The 23571-nt window shown below is 66.4% G+C and carries 19 protein-coding genes; 7 read left to right on the forward strand and 12 right to left on the reverse strand.

The features are described from left to right. The first annotated feature begins 97 nt into the window (after positions 1 to 97). Both C9E82_RS11610 and C9E82_RS11615 read left to right on the forward strand, forming a co-directional pair. Complete coding sequence (locus C9E82_RS11610; RefSeq protein WP_119897847.1) at positions 98 to 1066, forward strand: XdhC family protein; 969 nt, start codon at positions 98 to 100, stop codon at positions 1064 to 1066. Next, a complete protein-coding gene (locus C9E82_RS11615) occupies positions 1063 to 1617 on the forward strand; it encodes a nucleotidyltransferase family protein (protein ID WP_119897848.1) in 555 nt (184 codons plus the stop codon). The genes C9E82_RS11610 and C9E82_RS11615 overlap by 4 nt, the downstream gene beginning before the upstream one ends. Positions 1618 to 1625: 8 nt before the next feature. Here C9E82_RS11615 and C9E82_RS11620 read toward each other — a convergent pair whose 3' ends face one another. The 6 genes from C9E82_RS11620 to C9E82_RS11645 all read right to left on the reverse strand — a co-directional run bounded on the left by C9E82_RS11620 (position 1626) and on the right by C9E82_RS11645 (position 8551). Beyond that, positions 1626 to 2546, reverse strand: a complete 921-nt coding sequence (locus C9E82_RS11620; RefSeq protein ID WP_119897849.1) for a LysR family transcriptional regulator — start codon at positions 2544 to 2546, stop codon at positions 1626 to 1628. A gap of 54 nt (positions 2547 to 2600) precedes the next feature. After that, entirely contained in the window at positions 2601 to 4136 is a 1536-nt protein-coding gene (locus tag C9E82_RS11625; protein WP_119897850.1) for an ABC transporter ATP-binding protein, read from the reverse strand. 4 nt (positions 4137 to 4140) lie between these two features. Beyond that, entirely contained in the window at positions 4141 to 5073 is a 933-nt protein-coding gene (locus C9E82_RS11630; RefSeq protein WP_119897851.1) for an ABC transporter permease, read from the reverse strand. 10 nt (positions 5074 to 5083) lie between these two features. Next, positions 5084 to 6184, reverse strand: a complete 1101-nt coding sequence (locus C9E82_RS11635) for an ABC transporter permease (RefSeq protein ID WP_205962159.1) — start codon at positions 6182 to 6184, stop codon at positions 5084 to 5086. 54 nt (positions 6185 to 6238) lie between these two features. Then, a complete protein-coding gene (locus tag C9E82_RS11640; protein ID WP_205962160.1) occupies positions 6239 to 7228 on the reverse strand; it encodes a BMP family protein in 990 nt (329 codons plus the stop codon). A gap of 66 nt (positions 7229 to 7294) precedes the next feature. Beyond that, positions 7295 to 8551, reverse strand: coding sequence for an amidohydrolase family protein (locus tag C9E82_RS11645; protein ID WP_240643509.1), 1257 nt, complete (start codon positions 8549 to 8551; stop codon positions 7295 to 7297). 711 nt (positions 8552 to 9262) lie between these two features. On the opposite strand from C9E82_RS11645, the gene C9E82_RS11650 reads away from it, so the two are divergent. From C9E82_RS11650 to C9E82_RS11660, 3 genes are all read left to right on the forward strand, one after another. Next, positions 9263 to 11575, forward strand: coding sequence for a cache domain-containing protein (locus C9E82_RS11650; RefSeq protein WP_119897853.1), 2313 nt, complete (start codon positions 9263 to 9265; stop codon positions 11573 to 11575). A gap of 105 nt (positions 11576 to 11680) precedes the next feature. Then, positions 11681 to 12310, forward strand: a complete 630-nt coding sequence (locus C9E82_RS11655) for a response regulator transcription factor (RefSeq protein ID WP_119897854.1) — start codon at positions 11681 to 11683, stop codon at positions 12308 to 12310. A gap of 131 nt (positions 12311 to 12441) precedes the next feature. Then, a complete protein-coding gene (locus C9E82_RS11660) occupies positions 12442 to 14448 on the forward strand; it encodes a TonB-dependent receptor plug domain-containing protein (protein WP_119897855.1) in 2007 nt (668 codons plus the stop codon). Positions 14449 to 14490: 42 nt separating this feature from the next. On the opposite strand, the gene C9E82_RS11665 is transcribed toward C9E82_RS11660, so the two are convergent. Beyond that, positions 14491 to 14976 (reverse strand): MarR family winged helix-turn-helix transcriptional regulator, encoded by a 486-nt coding sequence (locus tag C9E82_RS11665; RefSeq protein WP_240643510.1) that lies wholly within the window; start codon positions 14974 to 14976, stop codon positions 14491 to 14493. A gap of 162 nt (positions 14977 to 15138) precedes the next feature. Between C9E82_RS11665 and C9E82_RS11670 the strand changes: the two genes are divergently transcribed. Together C9E82_RS11670 and C9E82_RS11675 are read left to right on the forward strand one after the other, a co-directional pair. Further along, a complete protein-coding gene (locus tag C9E82_RS11670) occupies positions 15139 to 15798 on the forward strand; it encodes a DUF1007 family protein (RefSeq protein ID WP_170162052.1) in 660 nt (219 codons plus the stop codon). Then, positions 15780 to 16658, forward strand: coding sequence for a nickel/cobalt transporter (locus C9E82_RS11675; protein WP_119897858.1), 879 nt, complete (start codon positions 15780 to 15782; stop codon positions 16656 to 16658). The genes C9E82_RS11670 and C9E82_RS11675 overlap by 19 nt, the downstream gene beginning before the upstream one ends. 18 nt (positions 16659 to 16676) lie before the next feature. Here the strand turns inward: C9E82_RS11675 and C9E82_RS11680 are convergent, their stop codons facing one another. The 5 genes from C9E82_RS11680 to C9E82_RS11700 form a co-directional block, all read right to left on the reverse strand. Continuing rightward, the gene (locus C9E82_RS11680) at positions 16677 to 17276 is read right to left on the reverse strand and encodes a sulfotransferase family 2 domain-containing protein (protein WP_119897859.1); all 600 of its coding nucleotides are present in this window, start codon (positions 17274 to 17276) and stop codon (positions 16677 to 16679) included. Positions 17277 to 17337: 61 nt separating this feature from the next. Then, positions 17338 to 18459 (reverse strand): polysaccharide pyruvyl transferase family protein, encoded by a 1122-nt coding sequence (locus C9E82_RS11685; RefSeq protein ID WP_119897860.1) that lies wholly within the window; start codon positions 18457 to 18459, stop codon positions 17338 to 17340. Between the two features lie 91 nt (positions 18460 to 18550). Further along, positions 18551 to 19288 carry a sulfotransferase gene (locus C9E82_RS11690; RefSeq protein WP_119897861.1) on the reverse strand — a complete coding sequence of 246 codons (738 nt, stop codon included), beginning with the start codon at positions 19286 to 19288 and terminating at the stop codon, positions 18551 to 18553. 12 nt (positions 19289 to 19300) lie between these two features. Further along, positions 19301 to 21913, reverse strand: coding sequence for a glycosyltransferase (locus C9E82_RS11695; protein WP_183154068.1), 2613 nt, complete (start codon positions 21911 to 21913; stop codon positions 19301 to 19303). A 42-nt stretch (positions 21914 to 21955) separates the two neighbouring features. Then, a complete protein-coding gene (locus tag C9E82_RS11700; protein WP_122449279.1) occupies positions 21956 to 23374 on the reverse strand; it encodes a DUF6212 domain-containing protein in 1419 nt (472 codons plus the stop codon). Between the last annotated feature and the right edge of the window lie 197 nt (positions 23375 to 23571).

A 23571-nucleotide genomic window follows, 5' to 3' on the forward strand; every position in this document is an offset into this window, starting at 1 on the left:
CTGGGACATTGTCAACAATTCTGATGCGACCATCTTCAACCACGCTCTTCACGGCTAAGGCAGTCGAGCGGACCTCTGACAACCACATGGAGGCCCCATGACCCAGGACTTGAAGACCCCGGCACGGCCGGACGCACGGCATCCCGCGCTTGCCGATCCATGGGAGGCGGCGCTGGCGTCGGGGCCCGGAACGGTGATGGCGGTGCTGACGCAAACCCATGGTCCCGCTTACAGAATCCCCGGCGCGGCAATGTCGATCGCGGCCGATGGCAGCTTCGCCGGCGCGCTGACATCGGGCTGCATCGAGGCCGACCTGATCCTGAATGCGCAGCGCGTGCGGGACGGGGGCGCGCCGCTGCGGCTGCGCTATGGCGAGGGCTCGCCCTTCCTGGATCTGCGCCTGCCCTGCGGCGGCGGCATCGAGGTGATGCTGTTCCCGATTCGCGATTTCGACGTGCTTGCCGCCCTGTCGCGCGCCCGTGCGGCCCGGCGGCCCGCGACGCTGATCCTGTCGGAAACCGGCCGGCTGAGCCTTGGCGGCGGCGGCGAAACCCCCGCGGACGGCTTTCCCATCGCGTTCAAGCCCCCGATCCGCTTCGTGATCTTCGGCGCCGGCCCGGAAGCGGCGGTTTTCGCCGATCTGGTGCAATCGCTTGGCTACGATCACGTGCTGCTGTCGCATGAGGAGCAGGGGCTGAGCGCCGCCGAGCGGATGGGCTGCAATGTCCGCAGGCTGGACCGGCTGCCCGATTTCGCCGAACTGGTGCCGGATGACCGCTGCGCGGCGCTGCTGTTCTATCACGATCACGATTATGAGCCGGAAATCCTGCGCCATCTGCTGGCCCGCCCGGCCTTCTATATCGGCGCGCAGGGCAGCCGGGCCACCCAGGCCAGCCGGTTGCGGCAGCTGGCGGAGATGGGCGTGGCCCCGGAACTGCGCGAACGGGTGCGCGGGCCGATCGGCTTGATTCCGTCCTCGCGCGATCCGAAACTGCTGGCGATTTCCGTTCTGGCCGAGGTGGTGATGATGGCGGGCGATCAGGTCCTTGTCCCGGCGGTCGCATGAGATGCCTGGGCGCCCTTCTGGCCGCCGGCCGCTCGACGCGCTTCGGGGCCGGGGACAAGCTGCTGGCGCCCTGGCGGGGGCGGCCGCTGGTCGGCTGGGCGGCAGAGGCCCTGGCGGCATCGGGCTGCGACGAGGTGATCGCGGTCATATCCGCGCCCGAGGTCGGGGCGGTCCTGCCCGATGGGTGCACGCTGCACCGGATCGCGCCGGGCCTGCCGATGTCGGCCTCGTTCAAGCTTGCGCTGCGCATCGCGCGGGACAGGCAGGCGGACGGGTTGCTGCTGTGCCTGGGCGACATGCCCAATATCGATGCCGGGCTGCTGCGCCGGCTGCGGTCCCTGCCGGGCAGCGGCGCCTGCCTTGCGGCCGGCCGGCGGATGCCCCCCGCTTATATCGCCGCCGGGGATTTCGACCGGGCGCTGGATGTCGAGGATGGCGACCACGGGGCGCGGGCGATCATCGCGGCCCTGCCCGAGACGCGGCTGATCCGCATCGACGAGGACGCCGCCCATGACGTCGACCGGCCCTCCGACCTGACCCGCCCGGCCTGAGGCAGCCGTCAGGCGTCGGTTTCCAGATGCGCGGCCCGGATGGCGGCGGCATTGGTCAGGATCAGTTCCCGCAACCGCTGCGCTGCGGGCGACAGGCTGCGCTGGCGGTGCTGCAGGATCGAGATTTCCCGCGTGACGCGCGGCTCGACCAGTTCGATGGTCCGCACATGGACGGCCGGGGCCAGCTGGCGCGAATTCTCGGGCAGCACGGAAATGCCCATCCCCGCCGAGATCATGCTGATCGCCGTGGTCGAGAACCGCACCTCGTAGCTGGGACGGAATGCCGGGGCGACGCGGATCATGGTCCGTTCGACGATCTCGCGCAGCGGGTTCTCGGCGGCCAGCACGATCAGCCTTTCCTTCGCCAGGTCCTGCCAGCGGACCTGCTTCAGCCGCGCGAAAGGATGATCCGCGCGGCAGGTGACCATCAGGCGGTCGCAGATGACCGGCGTCGCCTTGATCTCGGGGTCGTCGTCGACAAGCGTGCCGATGGCGATGTCGACCTGGCCGCCCTTCAGCGCCATGCGGATCCGTTCCTCGGCCATGTCGTGAAGCTGGACCGCGACGCCCGGATGCTGTTCCAGAAAACGCGCAAGCAGCGGCGGAACGATGGTCGCCGCCAGGACGATCGAGGCGGCGACGGCCACCCGGCCATGCTTCAGCGCGGCGCTGTCGCGGACGCCGCGCGTCGCCAGTTCCAGGTCCTCCAGGACCTTGCGGGCCTGGGGCAGGAATTCCTGCCCGATCGCGGTCAGGCTGACCATCCGCGTGTGCCGGTCGAACAGCGACACGCCCATCTCGGCCTCCAGCTCGCGGATCAGGATGCTGACGGCGGGCTGGGTCAGGCCAAGGCTGTTGGCGGCCAGATTGAACCGCCCCAGGTCGGCGACGGCGATGAAGGCGCGGATCTGGCGCAGCGTGACGTTCATCCCCGCGCCGCAAGGCGCGACGATGCCGCTTCGATATGGCCTGCGTCCCGCATTCTAGGCCTCTTGCGCCACATGCCCTGCCTTCTGCCCGGCCATCAGCAGGCCGACTTCCTCCAGCCTGCTGCGATCGGCCGGCACTTCCCCCAGGATCTGGCCGTGGAACATGACGAGGATCCGGTCGCAGATCGCAAAAAGCTCCTCCAGCTCGGTGGAAATCAGCAGGATCGCCCGGCCGGCATCGCGCTGTTTCAGCATCTCTTGCAGGATGAATTCGATCGCCCCGATGTCAATCCCCCGCGTCAACTGGCTGACCAGGATGAAATCGGGATCGCGCGCCAGTTCGCGGGCGACCACCAGCTTCTGCTGGTTGCCGCCCGAAAGGTTGGCGATCCGTTCTTCTTCATCCGGGGTCTTGATGCGGAAGCGCGCGATCAGGTCGCGCGTATGGGCGGCGATCCGACGCCGCTGCAACATGCCCCGCGCCGCGAAGGGCGGCTGGTCATAGCGTTCCAGGATGGCGTTCTCGGCCAGGGACAGCGGCATCAGGATGCCCATCTTGTGGCGGTCCTCGGGGATATGGGCGAAGGCGCGGGCGTTGATCTCGGCCGGGGACAGCCCGGTGATGTCGCGGCCGTTCAGCGCCAGGCGGCCGCTGTCGATGGGCAGCAGCCCGGCGATGGCCAGGGCCAGCTCGGTCTGGCCGTTGCCCGAGACGCCGGCGACGCCGACGATCTCGCCCCGCCTGACCTGCAACCCGATGTCGCGCAGCGCGGGCAGGCCAAGGTCGTTGCGGCAGGACAGGCCCTCGACCGACAGGACCACATCGCCCGGATCGGCCGGGGCGCGCGGCAGTTCCATCAGCACGTCGCGGCCCACCATCAGCCGCGCCAGTTCGCGCGGATCGGTATCGGCGACGCGCGTGGTATGGACGACGCGGCAGTCGCGCATGACGCTGATCCGGTCGCTGACCCGCATCACCTCGTCCAGCTTGTGCGAGATGAAGATCACCGTCTTGCCGTCCTTCACCAGCCCGCGCATCAGGTCCAGCAGCCGGTCGGTTTCCTGCGGCGTCAGCACCGCCGTCGGCTCGTCCAGGATCAGCAGGTCGGTGCCGTGATACAGCACCTTCAGGATCTCGACCCGCTGCTGTTCGCCGACCGACAGATCCTCGATGACGGCATCGGGGCGGACGCCCAGGCCGTAGCGATCGCTGAGTTCGCGGATGCGGGCATGGACCTTTTCCATGTCGTGGATCAGGCGCAGGGGCGATCCCTGGCCCAGCACATAATTCTCGGCCACGGTCAGGTTCGGAACCAGCATGAAATGCTGATGCACCATGCCGATCCGGTGCCGGATCGCCTCGCGCGGGGAGCCGATGTTCAGCGGCCTGCCCTTGTAGATGATCTGCCCGGAATTGGGGCTGAGAATGCCGCAGAGGATGCTCATCAGCACGCTTTTGCCGGCACCGTTCTCGCCCAGAAGCGAATGGATCTCGCCCTCCTCGACCTCCAGCGTGACGCCGGCGCTGACGATGATCTCGCCGAAGGATTTGTGGATGTTGTCCATTCGCAGGAAGGGACGCTCGCTCATGTCGTTACCTCTCGTCATAGGGCGTGCCCAGTTTCCGCGGGGCGGCGCTTTTGCCGCCGACGACGATCAGGGCGACGATGGTCATCAGATAGGGCAGCGCCTGGAACGCCTGATAGGGGATGTTCAGCATGGGCTGGGCCTGAAGCTGCAATTGCAGCGCGTAGAACAGCCCGAACAGCAGCGACACGAAGAACGCGCCGACCGGCGACCAGCGCGCGAAGACCACCACCGCCAGCGCGATGAAGCCGCGCCCCGAGGTGATGCCCTCGACGAACTGGTTGGAATGGCCAAGCGTCAGGAAGGCCCCGCCCAGCCCCGCCAGCCCGGTCCCGATCAGCACCGCGCCATAGCGATAGGCCGCCACGCTGCGTCCCGCCACGTCCACCGCCTTGGGATGGTCGCCCACCGCCCGCAGCGTCAGCCCGAACGAGCTGCGGTAGAGCAGGATCACCGCCAGCACCGTCACCAGCACGGTGCTGTAGACGATCAGGTTCTGCCTGAACAGCGCCTCGCCGAAGAAGGGCAGGTCGCTGAGCCAGGGGATGCGGACCGGGCGGGCGATATCGACCCCGCGCCCGGTCGAGACGTAATAGGTGCGGAACAGAAAGGCGGTCAGGCCCAGGCCCAGCAGGTTGATCGCCGCGCCGACCACGATCTGGTTGGCCTTCACGGTGATGGTGAAGAAGGCGAAGATCAGCCCGAAAGCCATCCCCGCCGCGATGCCGGCGGCAAGGCCCAGGGGAATGCTGCCGGTGGCGAAACTCGCGGCGAAACCGCAGAAGGCGCCCATCAGCATCGTGCCTTCCAGCCCGATGTTCAGAACGCCCGCGCGTTCGGAAATGACCTCGCCGATCGAGGCGAAGATCAAGGGCGTCGCCAGGCGCCAGGCGGCGCCGAGAAGGGTGGCGAGGAAGCCGAGGGTGAGGATATCCAGCATGATCTGCTCCTTAGCTGCGCCGGCGCGGCCAGATGCGGATGGCGGCGAAGGCCACGACCGACAGGATCACGATCCCCTGGATGATCGAGACCAGCACCTGCGGCACCTGCGAGGTGATCTGCATCAGTTCCGAGCCCGACCGCAGCACGGCGAACAGCCCGCCCGACAGGATCGCCCCCAGGGGATTGTTCCCGGCCAGCAGCGCCACCGCGATCCCCTCGAACCCGTAGCCCGGCGAGATGTTCTGATAGAGCCTGTGGGTGACGCCCGCGACCTCGAAAGCCCCGGCCAGCCCCGCCATGCCGCCGCTGATGCACATTGCGGCCATCATGTTGCGCCCGGCATTCATCCCGGCATAGCGGGCGGCGTGCGGGTTGATGCCCACGACACGGACGGCATAGCCCGCGCTGGAGCGATAGAGGAACACATAGAGTACCAGGGCCAGCGCCACCGCGACCAGGATGCCGATATGCAGCCGCGTGCCCGCGATGAGATCGGGCACCCAGGCCTCGCGGAACAGGCGGGCCGATTGCGGATAGGCGGCGCGCGCGTCCCTCATGGGGCCTGTGACCAGCCAGCTGGTGCCGATCAGCGCGATATAGTTCAGCATGATCGTGGTGACGATCTCGCTGGCCTGGAAGCGGACCTTCAGAAAGCCCGCGATCCCGCCCCAGATCGCCCCGCCAAGCGCCCCCGCGACCAGCACGGCGGGGACGTAGAGCCAGGGCGACAGGCCCTCGAAGCTGATGCCGATCAGCGTCGCGCTGACGGCACCCGCGTAAAGCTGTCCCTCGGCGCCGATGTTCCACATGTTGCAGCGGAAGGCGACGCACAGCCCGGCGCCGATCAGGATCAGCGGCACCGCCTTCAGCAGGATCTCGGTCACCGACCTGAAATCCTGAAAGACGCCGAGGATCATCACGTTGACGACGTCGGCCCCGTCGAACCCGTTCAGCGCCAGAAGCACCGCGCCGCAGGCCAGCGCGATGGCGACGGCGGCGGCTGGAAGGGCCACCGCGACGGCGGCGCGGGCGACGGCCCTGCCGACAAGGCGCAGGATCGGGACGGCGGCAGCCCCCCGCCCGTCCCGTTCGATCTGTGTCATGGTCATGAAACCTTTCCCCCGTTCCACCGCGGTCCCGGCGGGACCGCGACGGGGTTCCCCTCAGTTGGAATGGGTCTGGATGTTTCCAGCGGCGATCTGGGCGGCGACTTCCGCCACCTCGGCCTTGATCGCGTCGGGCACGGCGACCGGCCCATCCTCGCGGAAGGTGAACTGCATGACCTTTTCGTCCTTCAGCCCGAAGACCACGTTCGCCTCGGGCGGCGCGCCGTCCCTGATGCCGCGCACCACCTCGACCACGCCCTGCGCGTAATCGGCCACATAGAGGCCGAGGATATTGTCCGGCGCCACCGGGGTGAAATCGCTGAAGATGCTGAAGGTGCGCACATCGGCCCCGGATTCGGCTATCCCCTGATAGCCGCCGACCGTCGCGCCCGAGGCATTCGGCAGCACGAAATCCGCCCCCTGCGCGATCATGCTGAGCGCCGCTTCCTTGGCGGCGGTGGTGTCGGTGAAATTGCCGATATAGGCCTCGCTGATGGGGAAATCGGGATCGACGCTGCGCACGCCGTTTTTGAAACCCTCGAACGCCTGCTGGATCGGCGGGATCTCCATGCCGCCGACAAGCCCGGCCTTCTTGCCCATCTTCGCCGCGATCACGCCCATCAGGTAGAAGGGCTGGCTGGTATCGGTGTGCAGCCCGATCACCCTGCCTTCGTGGATGTCGCTGGACGAGATCAGGAACCAGGTCTCGGGGTAGTCCTCGGCCACGCTCAGCGCGGCGTCCTGGAACTCGAAGCCATGGCCCAGGATGACCTGATAGCCCTGGCTGGCATAGTCGTAGAACGCCTTCTCGAACGAGGCCGGGTTCTGCTGAAGCTCGACATAGCTGATCGTCGCACCCAGCTGTTCCTGAACCCCTTTCAGGGCGTTGTATCCGATCCGGTTCCAGCCCTCTTCCGAGACGCTGCCGGGCACCAGAAGCCCCATCTTCAGATCCTCGGCCCAAGCCTTCCCGGCCGGCAACAGGCCCGCCAGGACACCAGCCATGCCGCCCATCAGCACGGCACGCCGAAACACACGCGATTCCATCGTTGTTCTCCTCCCCTACGTGTTTTTTGTTCTCCCGCCGCCAACCGCCCGAAGGCCAGCCGGCGGCTAGACGCGCTCGGCCACCCGGAGCGTTTCCGGCTGGGCCAGCGCGACCGCGCTTTCCGAGACCAGCCGCCCGCGGGACAGGACCTGCATGTGGTCCGCACCGCCGGCGACCAGCCTGTCGGTATCGGCGCAATCGGTCAGCACAAGGTCCGCCCATGCGCCGGCGCGGATGCCGTAATCCTCGCCCAGCCCCATCAGGCGGGCGGGGGCGGTGGTGATCAGCCGATGCGCGGCGGACAGCTCGTCCGCCATCAGATGCCCGGCCAGCAGGGTCCAGCGGGCGATCTCCAGCAGATCTCCCGAGCCGGTCGGCACGAAGGGATCCTGGATATTGTCCGAGGCCGTCGCGATCACGACACCGCCGCGCATCAGCTCGGCCACGCGGGTCAGCCCGCGCGGCGGCAGGGTCTGGCTGTCGCGGCCCTGCAGGTAAAGATTCGCGGCCGGCAGCGTCACCGCCCCGACATCGAGGTCGATCATCCGCTGCATGATCCGCTCGAATCCGGCACGCGGCATGGCGCTGAGCACCGAGACATGGCTGAACACCGTGCGCCCCTGCATCCCGTAGCGCTCGACACAGTCAAGCGCCGTGTCGAAATGCAGGGAGGCGGGGTCCAGATGTTCGTCCAGATGCAGGTCGACCGGCTTGCCCGCCCGCGCGGCGGCGGCGAACAGCATGTCGATATAGCGGTCGGGGTCCTCGGCAACCGCCGGCGTGCCGCCGACGACATCGCCCAGGGCCACGGCCGCGTCGATATTCGCCCCAAGCCAGTCGTAATCCTGCCCCGGATGCGCCATCATGAAGGCCACCAGCTGCAGGCTGATGCGGTCGCGCCATTCGTCCCGCAGGCGCGCCAGCGCCTCGATGCCGTGGAAACGGGCATCCTTGTCGACATTGACATGGCTGCGGATGGCGGTCGTGCCACGTGACAGGCAGCGCTGCATGGTCCGGCTGGCCCGCCGGGTAATGTCCTCGGGGCCTGCGGTGCGGGCATATTTCGCGAAGGCCTCGCGCGCGCCCTGCAAGGTGCCCGACGGGTTCGGCGTGAAGGGCAGCACCCCGGTCTTGTCCAGATGCTGGTGCATGTCGACGAAACCGGGCGAGATCAGCATGGAGGACACATCGACCCGGTCGGTCTCGGGGCCGGCCTGCAGGTCAGGGCCGACGGAGTCGATGCGGCCCCGCGCTCCGATCAGGATGTCGGCCCGCTCGGCCGTGCCGCCGTCCCGGATGACCAGGCCGCCCGACAGCAGCAATGCCCGCCGCCCGTTTGCGATATCGAAGGATAGCTTCCGGCGGTCCGCACACATAGGCCTGTCCCCTGTTTCCTGAGATGCATCTGCAAGAATAGTGACGCGGCCTTTATTTAAACAAATTCATTATTTAAATGAATTGATAAAAATATCGCAACTGATGGTGCTGGCCGATGCGGCGGCAGATCTGAAGACGACCCGGCCGGCGTCTGATCCGAGGTATCTCGCCCGCGGTCGCGGTGGGGGTGGCCGACACAGGCACTGGCATGCCGGAAGGTTTTCCGACATGCCAGCGACCTTGTGAATAGATGGCTGTCCAAAGCTGCTGCAGGACTTCGACCACAATAGGCCGAAGGATACGGCGACCTGCAACGGTTTGTATCACTTGCTGAAAATTCGCTTGTGAGCCCAAATCCCGGACCGCATGACTTATTCTTGCCGGCTAAGGGGCCCGCGGTAAATTGGTGCGATTGCCTAGGCAGCTTTGCCTATGCCGGGTGGCGGCGTGGCGGGAACGCGTCTTGTTGACAAGCCCCCGGTCGCGGTGTTCTGCAAGAGCCGATGCCCTGCGGGAAGCGGCCGGATGCCGCCGCGCCCCGGAAAACGGCGGGCCGGAGAAGCGGAGATGGCGGCGGATGAGACGGCGGAGGGGCGCATGAACGGGCGGGACCGGACCCGCGATCGGGCCGGCGCGGACTGCGGCGGGGCGGTGTCGTGAGAAACTCGCTGGGGGCGCTGCTGGCGATCGGCCTTGCGGGGCTGCAATTCGTTGCCGTGCTGGTGATCGTGTTCTCGTCCTACCTGACCTCCGAGCGGGCCTTGCTGGACCACGCGCGCAACCTGCTGAGCGATGTCGGCACCAACACCATCGAGCATTCCAAGGGCTTCCTGAACCCGGCGCGGGGCGCGGCCGAGCTGGCCGCGCGGCTGGCGCAGAACCATATCGTCGCCAGCGACAACCCCGATGCGCTGGAGCAGCTGCTGTTCCAGCAATTGCAGATCACCCCGCAATTCGCCGGTCTTTACTACGGCAGCGAGGATGGCGGCTTCGTCTATGTCATGCGCAGCGCCGGGCCGGGGCCGTTCCGCACGAAATTCGTGCTGATCGACGGCGAGGAGCGGACGACCGAGCTGGTCTGGCGCGACGACGACTTCAACGTGATCGAGCGGCAGTTCGATCCCGCCGACACCTTCGATCCCCGGACCCGCCCCTGGTATGTCCGCGCGCGTGAGGCGATGGGAACGATCTGGACCGATCCCTATATCTTCTTCTCGTCCCAGCAGCCGGGGATCACGCTGTCGGCGCCGGTCCTGAACGATGGCGACGGCATTCGCGGGGTCGTCGGCGTGGATATCGAGATCAGCGAGATCTCGGATTTCCTGGCGCGGCTGAAGATCGGCGATACCGGCAAGGCCATGATCATCAACAGGAACGGCGATGTCATCGCGCATCCCAATCCCGACCTGATCAAGACCGAGGACAGCGACGGCACCCTGCGCTTCACCAGCATCAACGAGATCGAGGATCCGATCGCGCGCGCCGCCTTCGGCTCGGACGACGCGGATCCCGATTTCCTGGTCAGCAAGGAGGAACCGTTCGAGTTCAGCCATGACGGCGCGGTCTATGTCTCGACCCTGATGCCGATCATCAGCGAGATCCTGCCCTGGACCATCGCGGTCTATGCGCCCGAGGACGATTTCACCCAGGTCATCAAGAAGAACCGCGAGGACAACCTGTGGATCGCCGCGCTTGTCGCCGGGATCACCGGCTTCATCGGGCTGCTGCTGGCCGAATTCATCCACAAGCCGGTCAAGGCCTTCGCCGTCCGCTCGGCGCTGATCTCGCAGGGCGAGATCGACCCGTCCGAGCCCCTGCCGCGCACCTACAAGGAGCTGGCCCATGCCAACGAGACGCTGGTCCAGCAGATCGTCGCGCGCAAGAAGACCGAACAGGAATATGGCCAGACCTTCGACCTGGCCTCGCGCGGGATGGCGCAGATCGAGCCCGCGACCGGGCGTTTCCTGCGGGTGAATGCCAGCCTGTGCGAGATGACCGGCTATGACGCGGCGGAACTGACCGGGATGCGGATCTCGGATCTGGCGCAGCCGGGCAGCGGCGTGCAGTTCGCCTCGGGCGAGGGGCCGCTGGACGCCTCGTTCGCGATCAACCAGGAGGCCTGGCTGTTGCGCAAGGACGGGCGGCCGATCTGCGCGGCGGTGAACGCGATCCTGATCCGCGATCACGAGGGCCGGCCGCTTCATGCGGTGGTGACGATCGACGACGTGACCGAAAGCAAGGAGAAGGAAAGCCAGATCGCGCAGCTGAACAGCGACCTGTCGCACCTGGCGCGCGGCAACACGATGGGCCAGATGGCCGCCGGCCTGGCGCACGAGCTGAACCAGCCGCTGGCGGTCATCGCCCAGGATGCCGACACCGCGCTGCTGATGCTGGACCAGGATGCCCGGCGCGATCCCGAGCTGCGCGAGATCCTGGCCGAGATCGAGCAGCAGTCGCATCGCGCCGCCGACATCATCCGCGCCCTGCGCGGCTTCATCCGCAAGGACGAGGGGACCCGCACCGCCTTCGATTTCGTCAATCTTTTCGGGCAGACCCGGCGGCTGGTCCAGGCCGAGGCCAACCAGGCGGGCGTGACCATCCGTGCCGATCTGGGCGATCTGCCCCCGGTGCTGGGCAACCGCATCCAGGTGGCGCAGGTGCTGGTCAACCTGCTGCGCAACGCCATCGAGGCGATCGCGGGCGATCCGCAGGCCGAGCGCATCGTGACGGTGACGGCACGGCGCGACGGCGACCGGCTGGAGGTCGCGGTCCGCGATACCGGCCCCGGCATCGCCCAGGGCGTCAACCTGTTCAGCCAGTTCGCGACCACCAAGCGCGACGGCATGGGGCTGGGCCTGTCGATCTGCCGCACCATGGTCGAGGCGAATGGCGGCCGTCTGTGGCACGATCCCGAGGTGACGCCGGGCGCCTGCTTCCGGTTTACCTTGCCTTTTGCCGCGACAACCTGACAAAAAGGATTGAAAAACCGGGTGGTCCGGGGAATGCCCTGCCGCGGCGGGACATGTTCGCCGCCCGGATCCATGGGTTGCGACCGGTAGCTGGGGAAGATGCCGATGCCTGACAGCGTTCAGACCGTGTTCATCGTCGACGACGATGCGGCGATCCGGACCTCGTTGTCGCGGGCCCTGCGCAAGCGCGGCTATGTGGTCGAGGTCTTCGATTCGGCGCTGGCTTTCCTGGAGGCCCATGACGGCCATTGCTCGGGCTGCCTGATCCTCGACCAGGGGATGCCCGGCATGACCGGGCTGGAGCTGCAGGAGCATCTGGCCGCGGCGGGTCATCCCTTGCCGATCATCTTCATCACCGGCCATGGCGGCGTGCCGGAATCGGTGCAGGCGATCAAGCGCGGCGCGGTGGATTTTCTGGAAAAGCCGTTCCGCCAGTCGGTGCTGATCGAACGCATCGACGCCGCGCTGGAAATGGCCCGCGACCTGGCCCGGACCAAGGATCACAACCGCCAGATCCGCCGGAAATTCGACCGCCTGACCGCGCGGGAACTGGAGATCGTGCAGCTGATGCTGGCCGATCCCTCGGCCGTGTCCAGCAAGGAGATCGGGCGGCGGCTGGAGATCAGCCCGCGCACCGTGGACCATCACCGCGCGCGGATCCTGGAAAAGCTGGAACTCAGCTCGGTCGTGGAGCTGATCGACCTGGCAAGGCGGTCGAACCTGGACCAGGTATAGGGGCCGGCGCGCCCCTCGGGTCCGGGCCGCGCGCACCCCATAACATGCAGTTGCATGTTTGTGGCGGCCGTGCTAGGGCGCGCGCCAGCCAGGATGCAGATCCAGCCAGAAACCCGAACGGAGTTCCTTTCATGGCCGCGCATCCCGTCCGTCGTTCCGGCACCGCCACCCTGCTTGCCCTGCTGTCGGGCACGGCGCTGTCGCTTTCCGTCCTGCCCGCCGCCGCGCAGCAGACGGAGCCGGCCCCCGGCTTTTCCGGCAGCCTGGTCCTGGACCCGATCATCATGCGCGCCCGCGACATCGACGGCAATGCCGCCGACCGGGGCACCAGCGAATATGTCGCCGATGCCGAGCTGGAGCGCGCCCGGATGGGCGATCTGCGGGACCTGTTCTCGGGCATCGCCTCGGTCTCGGTCGGCGGCGCGATCCCGGTGGCGCAGAAGATCTTCGTCAATGGCGTCGACATGCTGAACACCGCCGTCACCGTCGATGGCGTGTCGCAGAACAACCGGATCTTCCACCACGTCTCGGCCAATGCCTTCGATCCGGGGCTGATGAAATTCGTCCGCGTCGATGCCGGCGTGGCCGCCGCCGATGCCGGGCCCAACGCGCTGGCGGGCGCGGTGGTGATGGAGACGGTCGATGCCGCCGACATCCTGGACGCCGGCCAGCGCTTCGGCGGCAACCTGCGCCTGTCCTATGACAGCAACGGCAAGACCTTCGGCCGATCCGGCACGCTGGCGATGCAGCAGGACGGTTTCGAGGCGCTGGCCTATCTGAAATCGGCGACCGGCGACGATTACAAGACCGGCGCGGGGCGGACCATCGCCGGCACGGCGGCCGATCTTCAGGCCGCGCTGCTGAAGCTGGCCTTTGAGGCGGATACCGGCCACCGATTCGAGCTGTCGGCGCAGCGGATGCGCGACGACGCGCTGCGCCGGTCCCGCGCCAATATCGAGGACACCTTCGGCGGCCGCCCCTATACCGAGCTGCGCCGCTATGACACGACGCGCACCACCTATGCGCTGTCATACGAGAATACCCAGGCCGAGGGGCTGTGGGATCCGCGCATCGTGCTGGGCTTCTCGGACGTGGCGGTCAAGGTGGACCAGCCCGATTTTCCGACCGTCGGGCGCAGCGACGGCAGCTCGGACAGCCGCAACGGCAGGATCGAGAACCGCTTCCACCTGAACGACACCGACACGATCACGGCGGGCGTCGATTTCTACAGCCGCAGCAGCCATTACATGGACGCCCAGCCGATGGACCTGACCGAGAAGTCGCGCAACCTGGGCCTCTATGCGCAGGCGCGGCTGGAGCCGACCGAGCGGCTGTCGGTCTCGACCGGGCTGCGCTTCGACCGGCAGAAATTCACCGGCGTGGATGGCTGGCGCGACACGGTCTCGGGCCTCAGCGGCAATGCCTCGGTCGCCTATGAGGTGCTGCCGGACCTGAGCCTGCGCGCCGGTATCTCCAGCGTCTTCGGGGGCATCGCGCTGGAGGACAATTTCCTGTTCGACACCTTCACCAGCTATGACGGGCTGAAGCCCGCACGATCACGAAATTATACCGTCGGCTTCGACTACGAACTGGGCGAGCTGCGCCTGGACGGCGAGGTCTTCCTGACCGCGGTGGACAATGCGCGCGGGGTGCTGCGCGGCGAGGCGGTGAATTTCGACTTTGAAAGCAGGGGCTACAACCTGGGCCTGGGCTATGGCTGGGAGGGCGGCTTCCTGCGCGCCAGCTATGCCTATAGCAAGATCGAGGTGAACGGCGCGCGGGCCACCAGCTATGACGCGGTGGACCTGGGGGCGCCGCTGGGGGGCGTCCTTGCCATCGAGGCGCAGCATAGCCCGGCAGGCAGCGACTTCACCTATGGCGGCAGCGTGCAGGCGGCGCAGGCCTATGACGACATGCCCGGAATCGCCGAGCGCGGCATTCCCGGCTATGCGGTGCTGAACCTGTTCGTCGAATATGCCTCGCCCACGGTCCGGGGGCTGACGATCCGGGCGGCGGCGAACAACGTCCTGGACAAGGACTATGCCGACCGGGCGACCTATGGCGCCGATTTCAACTCGGTCGCGCCGCTGAAAGAGCCGGGACGGTCCCTGTCGCTGGTCGCCTCGATGCGGTTCTGACAACGGCCCGGACGAGGGCCGGGCGATCGGCCCTGTCGCGCTTCAGCGGTAAAGCCGGTTCAGCATCCGCACCAGGTCATAGGCCTCGTCGGTGCTGATATGCGGGGCGAAGGCGGCCTGGATCTTTTCCATGTAGACCTGCCAGATCCGGTGATGCAGCCCGCGCGCCTGCGGCGTCAGGCGAAGGATCTGCCCGCGCCCCGCGCCGGGCCGCGCCGCGCGCCGCAACAGCCCCGCCTTCTCGATCCGCGCGACATGGCGCGACAGCGCGTATTGCGGCACGAACAGCCGCTTCTGCAGGTCGATCATGGCGATGCCGTCCTTGCCCGCCTCTTCGGTGGCCAGCAGGATCTCGTACCAGATCGGATCGGCGATCCCCATCTCGCGCAGGCTCTTCTCGATCCCCGGCATGACCGTGCGCTGGATGCGCAGCAGCGCGAAGAAGACGCGGTTATAGGCGATGTGGGGATCGTCGTCGCCGAATTGCGGCAGACCCGTCCGGGCAAGAGGGTCAGGGCTGGATGTCACGATGGCCTCTGGCTGGCTTGGGGCTGTGGCGCCGACCATAGGACAGCCCGCGACCCGAGGCGAGTCCGCCCCATGGGTGCGCTGCGGGCAATGTCCCGCCCGGCCGGCGGGCCACCGTCGCTTCGCCTTGCCGCCCGCCCCCGGCCCGCGATAAGAGGGCGCATGCGCCATATCGGGTCCCTGACGGTCTGCCTGTGCCTTGCCGGCTCTGCCGCGGGGGCGCATCCGCATATCTTCGTGGATACCGGCCTGACCCTGCGCTTCGACGACCAGGGCCGGCTGGGCGCGGTGGGCGTCGTCTGGGTCTATGACGAGCTCAGCTCGATGCTGATCCTGGGCGACCTGGAGCTTGACGGCGATGCCGATGGCGAGCTGACGCAGGTTGAGCGGCAGCGCCTGCAGCAGGAGGGCAGCACCTGGCCGGAGGATTTCGACGGCGACCTGTATCTCAGCCAGGCGGGGCAGGCGATCGCGCTGTCGGGGCCGCGCGACAGCATCGTCGATTACCGCGACGGGCGGCTGATCGAGACCCATCTGCGCCCCCTTGCCACGCCGCTGGCGCCGCAGCCCCAGCCGGTCGCGATCAAGGTCTATGACCCGTTCTACTATACCTTCTACGATCTTGCCGCCGCGCCGAAGATGATCGGCCGCGGCGATTGCGAGGTCCGGATCGAGCGCGCCGACATCGCCGCTGCGCAGAAGCTCTATGCCGACGAACTGGAATTGCTGAACGACGAACAGATGCTTGACGAAGGCCAGTCGCCCCAGCTGGGCGGCGCCTTCGCCGACGAGGTGAGGGTGACATGCGCCGCGCAGCCCTGATCGTCATCGCCGTGCTGGCGGGCTTCCTGGCGCTGTTCCTGCTGATGGGGCTGGACGAGCGCCTGGCGCGGATGGCGCTTGGCCTGCAGCGCGACTATCAGAACGCGCTGGCCGGGGCGCTGCGCGCGCTGCGTGCGGGCCAGCCCGGCGCGGTCGCGGGATTCCTGGGGATCTGCTTCACCTATGGCTTCCTTCATGCGGTGGGGCCGGGCCATGGCAAGGCGGTGATCGGCGCCTATGGGCTGGGCTCGCAGCGGGGGCTGGGCTGGATGGTCGGGCTGGCGGCGCTGTCCAGCCTGGCGCAGGCGACGGTCGCGGTGGTGCTGGTCTATGCCGGTGTCTGGGCCTTCGGCGGCGCGCGCGACCGGATAGAGGGGCTGGCCGGCGCGGCCGAGCCCTTCTCGGCCCTGGCGATCGCGCTTCTGGGCGGGCTGCTGTGCTGGCGCGGCGCCCGCCGCGTCATCGCCGCGCGCCAGCCGCACCGGCATGACGCGCATTGCGGCTGCGGCCATGCCCATGCGCCGGATCCCCGGCAGATCCAGTCGCTGCGGAACTGGCGCGAAGCCGCGGCGCTGGTCGCCGGCGTGGCGCTGAGGCCCTGCACTGGCGCGCTGTTCCTGCTGATCCTGACATGGCGGCTGGGTCTGGACGGGATCGGGATCGCCGGCGCCTATGCGATGGGCCTGGGCACGCTGATGGTCACCGGGCTGGCCGCCGCGCTTGCCGTCGCCCTGCGCGGCGGGGTGATGCTGTCGCTGCCGCGTCTTCGCGGCGGGGCAGGGGCGATGGCGATGCTGGAGCTGGGCGTCGGCGGCGCCATCGCCGCGCTGGCGATCAGCGCCGCCTGGGGCATGGTCTGAGCCACCCGCCGCCGCGGCCTATGTGGGATAGCCGAAGGTTTCGAAATCGCGGGCGTAGTGGTCGCGCACGCGGATCCGGTCAGAGGGCTCCCAGTCGATCTCCAGCACGTCCGAACGCAGCTCGTGCGGGGGGATCTCGGGCGGCTCGACCCCCAGGCGGGAGGCCATCGCGGCCAGCGGCGCGGCCAGCCCGTCCTCCAGCCGGAAGACCTCGACATCCTTGCCCAGGAACTCCCATTGCGGGCGCAGGTGGTTGTCCAGGTGGAACTTCTCTCGCTTCTGGCGGTCCAGGTTCTCCTCGACCCAGGCCGAGAAGGCGGGCAGCCCCTTCCAGAAGCTCTCCTTCGCCAATTGCGCGCGCATCCGGTATTCGCTGGCGATCCGGTCATAGGGGTTGCGCACGATGGTCAGCGCATAGTCGAAGAACCCCTCGCCCAGCAGCGCCCGGATATCCTGCGCGCGAAAATGCTGCGGCGTGCAGCGGTTGGCATGGGGCACCCCCATCGAGAACAGCCGCAGCGGCGCGATTCCCTTCATCCAGCTCTCGACCGAGGTGCCCCCAGCCTTCGGGATATGGATGAAGAGGACGCGTTTGCCGTTATGCTGGATGAAGGGCATAATCGTCTGCTCGGCTCCGGTTTATGCTATCGGTTTTGGTGCAACGATCGGAGGAGCTGCTTTATGCAGCGATCTCCGCCTGGATCCGATAGCCGTTTTCCTTGAAGAACTCCTGCATTTCTCCATAGCAGGACTTCAATGCAGCATTGGTTCGGTTCCAGTCATGATCCAATAGCGCCTGTGCGGGATCACGCCATTCCTCGCGAACGTCCTGATAGGGCAGCTGATAGAGGTCGCAGAACTCTCGAATACGGGAGTCATAGACATAATAGTAACATGGCCTCCCCTGAAGCAGGGCGATCATGTTGCCGTGAAAACGGAAGCCGATGATGGCATGCAGTTCCGAGGCGCGATCAAGCCATTCCTCGATACTTCTGACGCTGACCATGTGAATGATCAGGTCTTCGGCAGAAAGGCGGTTTTCGATGTCGATCCGATCAAGAACTTCCCTTGCAGCGGCGATCCTGTCTTCCATGGGAAGCTGCTTGTCGGCAATATTGAATTCATTCATCACGCCTTGCTCGAAGAGATACAGCGCTGCGCATTCGTCTATGCCATAACGGATCGCGTTCACATGAGCTTGGCGCGCTTCGTCAGGAGAAGCGCAGTACATGCTTTTTCTGAGGCCCGTATGCAAGGAAACCCCGATACGGCGCCGCTTTGTGCCAAGATCGGCGTCAACGGAAACTTCCGGGCACTTCAAGCTGTAGAACAGTGACGGGCAGCCGGTGACCCGGATATTTTTTCCGCCCAACCGCTCGACGACCGCCGCCGTAAAGCTCCCCCGAACCGAGATGCTGGCCGAACGTTCATTCAAGCGGGCGATGAAACCCTTCGCTCCATCATGCCCATCAAGGAAGTCGACGCTGCTTTGAGGACTCTGCGCGCCAAGCCCGACAATCGTCAGAGGGGCATCGATGCTGTCCAGGGTCTTGTTTGCGGCATCGAAATCAAGCTTGTGATGAAGGTAGGTTGATCCGCGGATCAATGCACGCGATACATGCCGATCCGGGGTCTTGCCGAAGGGAACGCGGATCGTTTCTCCAAGATCCACCTGCCGCAGAAGTGCGGCACAAACGAGCATGTCACCGTAATTCGGCTTCCAGCGCGAGGTTCGCATGTCCGGCCAGGTTGTCAAGTCATCCTTGAACGAATGATTGAAGTGCACAAGGGCTGTCGTCATCTTTTGTCCTCTGCCTGCCGTGCCGGATGTACCGTATTACGATTGGCGCTGATAATATGTCGGGCGCTTTCGTGAAGATTGTGTGAACGATCTAATGCTTGAGTGATCGTCCCAACACTGCCGCCGTGCTTTCGGGATCATGAGCTTCGCCTAGAAAATCAAAGATCTTCTGGACATATTCCGGCCCTTCCGAATAACGCTCATATTCGATGGTGAAGGAGTGTTCGGGGTTTGCCGTGGCAAAGTTCTTGAACATGGTCTCTGCGCGCTGAAGTTCTTTCACCACTGTTGCCTTGGGATGTTTCGCCCACCAGCTGGATTTCGAGACGGCATCATGATCGCGGGTTTGGAACAGGAAGCGCGCATTCGGGAATGTATCGCGCAGAATTTCCATGTATGTCTGGAAGAAACGAGGGTCTTCGTGAAAGCGAATTTCCTTGAAGCCGCTGACGCGACATCCAGGGGCTGGCTTCAGAATCTTTTCAACGAAAAGATTCATCAGGGAATAGGTAAAGTCGATGGGGTCGACATCTTCCGCACCAGCCCAGGGATCGTAGGGTTGACCCAGAATTTTCTTGAGATATGGGCGACGATCTTCCGTGCGCTTTGGCAGATCCTCACGGCGCCATTTGTACATGTCGTTGTTTGCCACGAAATTGGCTGCGCGAGACAGGAAATAAGTCAGATTCCCGTTTTCACCGCGAATGCAATATCCTGGAATGGAATTAAGCAAGCTCTGTGTCAGCGTTGAGCCCGAGCGACCGTAGGTGACAACAAAAACATAACCGTCCTTTGGCATATACAGAGCAGGGTAGAGGCCGGAGCTCATTTCTTTTCCTTCTTACTTCTTCTTCTTGTCGGCGGCCTGTATCATCTCCAGGCGTTGGATGAGCGGCACCACCGCGCTGTTCCAGTCGCGGCCCGTCATGTCCGCGCGTGCGCGGGCGGACAGGCGCTGGACCAGATCGGGATCCGCAGCCAGCCGGGCCAGCGCCGACAATGCCTCGCCGACGGTTTCGCGCTGCGACAGGACGACGCCGTTTTCCCATTGGCGCACGACCTCGGTCACCGCCCCCGCATCCGTCGCGATGGGGATCACGCCGGAACGCATTGCCTCGAGGATCGTCAGCGGCAGGCCCTCGTAATAGGAGGGCAGGATGAAGACATCGGCCCATTCGAAGGCCTCGGCCAGCCCTTCCGGCGTGGTCAGCGGCGGCTCCAGCAGCCCGGCGATATGGGGCGGGATCTCGAGCGCGCTGTCGCCCAGAACCGTCTTGCCGATCAGGCGCCACTCGATCGGCAGGCGCGTCGCCTCGGCCGTCTCGACGATCGAGATCAGGCGCTCGACCCCCTTCTGGTGGTCCAGCCGGCCCAGATAGATGATGCGCAGCGGATCCTGCGGGGATCTGGTGGCGCGACGGGCGTCGATCCGGGCTTCGGCACCCTCGGGCAGGTCGAAACTGGGGGCGTTCAGCAGCGGCACGATCTTGTCTGCGGGGATGCCCATGCCGTGGCACCAGTCGCCCAGCTGCTCGGAACAGGGCAGGATCGCGTCATAGGCATGTTCGAAGGCCAGTCCCAGATAGGTATTGCCGACCAGCCGCTTGAAGGGGCTTTGATCGCTGAGATGCAGCGACAGCGCGGTCTTGACGCCGAAGCGCTTCAGCCGCCCCATCACGCCCGAAATGGCGCCGCCGTGGAAGTTGATGACCGCGTCCAGCCAGGACAGCATCGCGGTGGCCTGCCGCTGATCGCCGAAACGCGACCAGTCGGGCACGTCGGTGCCCAGATAGTTGGAATTCGCCGGCCCCCAGGTCGTGAAGGTCGGATCGGCAAGGAAGGTGACGCTTTCGAAGGTGTCGCGCCATTCGGCGCTGAACTGGCAGCTCTGGGCCTCCAGCACGAAGAGATGCGGCCGCCAGCCGGCGCGCTTCATCGCCCGCGCGGTGTTCAGCGCCACCCGCTCGACCCCGCCGAATTCGACCAGGGGCAGCACGAAGCCGATGTCGCGCCCGTCCCTGGCGATGCGGGGATAGGCGGCGTCGGCCTTGGTCGGGATGCGGCTGATCTCGTGCGTGCGGCCGCGCCAGGGGATGTCGGGCTTGCGCCAGTCCCAGCTATAGGCCAGCGCGTCGCGGTTGGGCGAGGCCTGGTAGCGGGCGGCGACGGCCACGAAGTCATGGGCGGCGGCGGTATAGAGTTCCTCGCCGTTCGAGAACAGCGTCTCGGGCAGTTGCAGCCGCAGAAGCGTGGTGGGCACGGCGCAGGGCCGGGCGGCGACGCCCGAGGCCCAGGCGATCGAGCTGTCGCGCACGATGTCCGAGAACAGGCCGGGCCGGACCATCAGCATGGCGGCATGAAGCTCGGTCGAGCCCTGGGCTTCCTGTTCGTTCCAGCCGATGCGCTCGGCCTCGCGCGGCTCGATCTCCAGCGCGGCGAAGCATTGCTGAGCAAGCCGGCGCTCCATCGTCCACAGCACCGCATGCAGCAGCCGCGCGCGGCGCAGCTGGTCCAGCACGGCCGAATGCGTCATCAGCAGGATCGGCGGCATGTGGTGCTGGCTGTTGTCGGTCTGGGTGCGCCACCACAGCCGCTCGAATTCGGCCATCGGCATCCGCCGGGCGTCGGGGACGTCGGGATCGACGGTCAGCAGCACCTCGCCCCGGTCGGCAAGGAAGATGGCATAGCGCGGCGCCTCCTGCTGCTCCAGCTCCAGCAGGCCGCGCGGGCTGAACAGCTTCTTGTGCTTCTTGCGCATCTCGCTGCGGATCGCGTCCGAATCGCGCTCGGAATCGGCCAGCATGGATTCGGCGCGCTTGCGATAGAGGAAGCCGAAATTCTCGATGTTGCGGCCGCGGAAACCGGCCTCGGCGGCGGTCAGGAAGAAGTCCCAGTCCTCGAAGCCGGATTTGAACGAGGTGTCGAAATAGACCCCGGCCTCGAAGACCTCGCGGCGGATCAGGCTGCCGGCCTCGCAGACATTCATCACCGTATGGATCAGCAGCGAATAGTCGCCGCCGTAATCGCCCGCCCAACGCAGGCCGAACATGTCGATATTGGGATAGATCCAGCCCGCGTCGGCATGCTTCTCCAGCGCCGCCATCGCGTTGGCCATCGCATCGGGGCGCAGCCGGTTGTCGGCGTCCAGCATGTAGATCGCCTCGACCGAGGACCAGGTCGCCAGCGCGTGGCGGATGCCGTGGTTGCGGGCATCGCTGAGCCCGCCATTGGGCTTGCGCAGATAGGTGATGCGCTCGGGATAGCTCAGCGCATATTCGCGGCAGACCAGGTCGGTCTCGGCATGGGGGCAGCCGTCATTGACCAGCACCAGCTGGATCTGGAACCCCGCCCGCTGCGCCAGGACGCTTTCGATCGCCTCGGACAGCAGCACCGAATGGCGGAAGATCGGCACCACCACCGCCACGCGGGGCGCCGTCACCGGCGTGCCGCTCATGGCCTGGGGCCTAAGAAGGGTCTGTTGCATCCCGTCACCTCGTCAGAACTGCAGGCAGATGTTCGAGAAGGTGGACCAGCCATAGGCATTGCTGTGCTGATCCTTCGGCAGGCGGGTCATCAGGTAGATGTCGTAGGGCGCGTCCAGCGGCTCGGGCAGAAGGACATGGGCCTGCCCCTCCTCCTCGGGCGCCAGCCGGATCCAGCCCGAGGCGAGCTTGGGGTCGAAATCGGGCAGCCGGCCGGGCTTGTGCGGGCGCTGGTCCTGCGGCAGCAGGGCAAGCTGGTATTCGACCGCCGGCGCCTCGGCATGGCGGGTGGCCAGCGTGGCGAAGACCTGGCGCGCGCCGGGCAGGGCGATGCCCGGCAGGATGCCGCAGGCCACGCGCTGGGGCACGACATGGACCAGCAGCGCCTCGCTGGACTGGAACAGCGGCACGGTGCTGTTCAGCGATTCCAGGTCGATCGCGGTGGCCAGCGTGTGGCGCTCGACCCGGCGCAGGCGGTTCCGGCCGCCGACCTGGATCACCGCATGGGCGGGGATCGGCGCATTCGCCCCCGCGATCCAGCGCCACAATTGCAGCGCGGGCAGGGTCTCGACCGGCTGGCCGTCGACCTCGGGATGGAAGCGCGGCTCGGGGTGCTGGACGGCGCTGGACAGCTTGACGACGCCCTCGCCCTGGTAGCTGACATTCAGCATCAGGCTGATCGTGTCCGGCCCCAGCGCGCGGTCCAGCGAGAAGCGCAGCCAGCCCTGTTCCAGCCGGGCCGCCGAGACCTCCCAGATCGCCAGGGTCTCGTTCGTGTCGGGGCTGAGCAGGCTGACATTCAGCATCCCGCCCTCGGCGGGGGCGGTCTCGTTGCTGATATGGATCGCCAGGTCGCTCAGCCCGGTGCTGGCGCCCGGCAGGCGCTGCATCAGCCGCGAGCCGCCGCGCAGCGTGATCGGCAGCTGGCCCGAGACCGGCGACAGCGTGGTTTCCAGCGTGCGGTGCTGGGGGCCGTGGCGATAGACGAATTGCTCGAGGTTCTGGAAGCTGGCCTGGATCGCCTCGTGCTGCTGGCGCAGCAGCCCCAGTTCGCGCATGAAGCGGGTCGAGCGCTGCGCGCCCTTCTGCTGCTGCTCGGTCAGCCGGGCCACCAGCCATTCCAGCACCTTGGTGCGGCTGTCGAGGATGTCGCCCATGCCGAGCGTGATCTCTGCCGGCGGATCGATGTCCAGCCGGTCGCGCCACAGTTCGGCCAGTTGCGACAGGCGCTTCTTGCCGCTGCTGGACAGCGGCAGCTGGCCGATGATGCGCAGCATGACCTGATCCATGGGCAGCGGCAGGCCGCCGCCATCGCTGAAGGCGATGTCGCTGCGCGAGCCCGAGGCGACGATCAGGGAAACCGGCAGCGACAGGGCGCTGGCTTCGGCATAGTCTTCGGAAGCCACAAGAAGAGAGGCATGCTGTTGGGTCATGGAAACGCTGGGTTGACGACAGTGGAGGGCGAATTGGCGTAAACAGCCGGAACCACTTGCACATTGAACAGCCAGAACCGTTTGCGACATTTGTCGGCAAATGACAACCTCTCTGCGGTGCAGCGAAAGCCCGGCCATTCAACTGCTTGTATTATGGTCATTTTGCGTCATCCTTGTGACATCCAGCCCGTCGCGCA

Source organism: Paracoccus sigandri (genome assembly GCF_003709565.1).
In the GTDB taxonomy this organism is placed as follows: Bacteria; Pseudomonadota; Alphaproteobacteria; order Rhodobacterales; family Rhodobacteraceae; genus Paracoccus; species Paracoccus siganidrum.

What these genes read in the sequence shown, in the direction of transcription:
- C9E82_RS11690 (WP_119897861.1), bottom strand. Translation starts at nt 19,288, where the DNA reads ATGAGCTCCGGCCTCTACCCTGCTCTGTATATGCCAAAGGACGGTTAT.
- C9E82_RS11680 (WP_119897859.1), bottom strand. Translation starts at nt 17,276, where the DNA reads ATGCCCTTCATCCAGCATAACGGCAAACGCGTCCTCTTCATCCATATC.
- C9E82_RS11615 (WP_119897848.1), top strand. Translation starts at nt 1,063, where the DNA reads ATGAGATGCCTGGGCGCCCTTCTGGCCGCCGGCCGCTCGACGCGCTTC.
- C9E82_RS11675 (WP_119897858.1), top strand. Translation starts at nt 15,780, where the DNA reads ATGCGCCGCGCAGCCCTGATCGTCATCGCCGTGCTGGCGGGCTTCCTG.
- C9E82_RS11635 (WP_205962159.1), bottom strand. Translation starts at nt 6,184, where the DNA reads ATGACCATGACACAGATCGAACGGGACGGGCGGGGGGCTGCCGCCGTC.
- C9E82_RS11695 (WP_183154068.1), bottom strand. Translation starts at nt 21,913, where the DNA reads ATGAGCGGCACGCCGGTGACGGCGCCCCGCGTGGCGGTGGTGGTGCCG.
- C9E82_RS11630 (WP_119897851.1), bottom strand. Translation starts at nt 5,073, where the DNA reads ATGCTGGATATCCTCACCCTCGGCTTCCTCGCCACCCTTCTCGGCGCC.
- C9E82_RS11655 (WP_119897854.1), top strand. Translation starts at nt 11,681, where the DNA reads ATGCCTGACAGCGTTCAGACCGTGTTCATCGTCGACGACGATGCGGCG.
- C9E82_RS11700 (WP_122449279.1), bottom strand. Translation starts at nt 23,374, where the DNA reads ATGACCCAACAGCATGCCTCTCTTCTTGTGGCTTCCGAAGACTATGCC.
- C9E82_RS11620 (WP_119897849.1), bottom strand. Translation starts at nt 2,546, where the DNA reads ATGAACGTCACGCTGCGCCAGATCCGCGCCTTCATCGCCGTCGCCGAC.
- C9E82_RS11610 (WP_119897847.1), top strand. Translation starts at nt 98, where the DNA reads ATGACCCAGGACTTGAAGACCCCGGCACGGCCGGACGCACGGCATCCC.
- C9E82_RS11685 (WP_119897860.1), bottom strand. Translation starts at nt 18,459, where the DNA reads ATGACGACAGCCCTTGTGCACTTCAATCATTCGTTCAAGGATGACTTG.
- C9E82_RS11660 (WP_119897855.1), top strand. Translation starts at nt 12,442, where the DNA reads ATGGCCGCGCATCCCGTCCGTCGTTCCGGCACCGCCACCCTGCTTGCC.
- C9E82_RS11670 (WP_170162052.1), top strand. Translation starts at nt 15,139, where the DNA reads ATGCGCCATATCGGGTCCCTGACGGTCTGCCTGTGCCTTGCCGGCTCT.
- C9E82_RS11640 (WP_205962160.1), bottom strand. Translation starts at nt 7,228, where the DNA reads ATGGAATCGCGTGTGTTTCGGCGTGCCGTGCTGATGGGCGGCATGGCT.
- C9E82_RS11625 (WP_119897850.1), bottom strand. Translation starts at nt 4,136, where the DNA reads ATGAGCGAGCGTCCCTTCCTGCGAATGGACAACATCCACAAATCCTTC.